This is a genomic window from Hymenobacter agri, from assembly GCF_054778495.1.
In genome coordinates this window covers 1-858 of the sequence record NZ_BAAGZM010001085.1, presented here as the reverse complement: position 1 = coordinate 858, position 858 = coordinate 1, and the positions used below count along the sequence as shown (strand labels likewise).

Below are 858 nucleotides of genomic sequence, written 5' to 3'. Positions count from 1 at the left end.
GGCAGGGCCGAAGCCTGCAATACCAGCATCCCGGCCGTGAGGCAGGCCGGCAGGGCGTAGTGCCGACGCAGGTGGGTAACGGGTTTTTTCATACAGATAATAAGGCGTTGGGCCCGGCCAAGAGGCGGCGGGGCGGTGGGAATTGGCGGGTTAGTTGGGGCGGGCCGGGGCCGGATGCACCGGGCCGGGCAGCTCCGAAAGCACGATGCGGCCGGCCTCGCGGGTGGCTTTCAGGTGGAAGGTTTCCTGCAGGGCCAGCAGCAGCACTTCGAGGTCGCCCACGGGCACGGTGCCGGTCATGCGGCGCTCGGCCAGGGCAGGGCTATTCACTACTACATCAATGCCGTAGGTGTCCTGCAAGCGGGTGGCGAGCTCGGCAATGCTGGTTTCTTCGAGCACCAGCTGGGCATCTTTCCAGGCGGCGTAGGGGGCGGTGCGCACGGCCTTGGGCGCGGGGGCCTGGGGCTGGGCATCGCGCGTTTCGAGCAGCTCGCCGGGTTTCAAAATCACGTCGGGCCGGCGCTGGTCGTCGAAATCAACCCGCACCTTGCCCGAGAGCAGCACCACCCGCGCCTGGTCGCGTCGGCGGTACACGGTGAACTTCGTGCCCAACACCTCCACCGCAAAGCCGGCCTGGGTGTGCACCACAAAGCGCTGGTTGTTGGGCTGATGCTTCACCGAGAAGTAGCCTTCGCCGTCGAGCCACACCTCGCGCGGCTTGCTGGCGGCCCAGCCCGCCGCGTAGCGCAGCGTAGAGTGGCCGTTGAGCGTGGCTTCCGAGCCATCGGGCAGCTTGATGGTGTGCACCTCGCCGTAGGCCGTGGCCACTTCCTGCGGGGCCGGCGTGCGCTGCGTCAG

General features: G+C 67.9%; 1 protein-coding gene. It reads right to left on the bottom strand.

The features are described from left to right. Nucleotides 1-150 precede the first annotated feature (150 nt). Nucleotides 151-858 (bottom strand): FecR family protein (locus ACYVDE_RS24620; protein WP_460504155.1); only part of this gene is annotated, 708 nt, incomplete at its 5' end.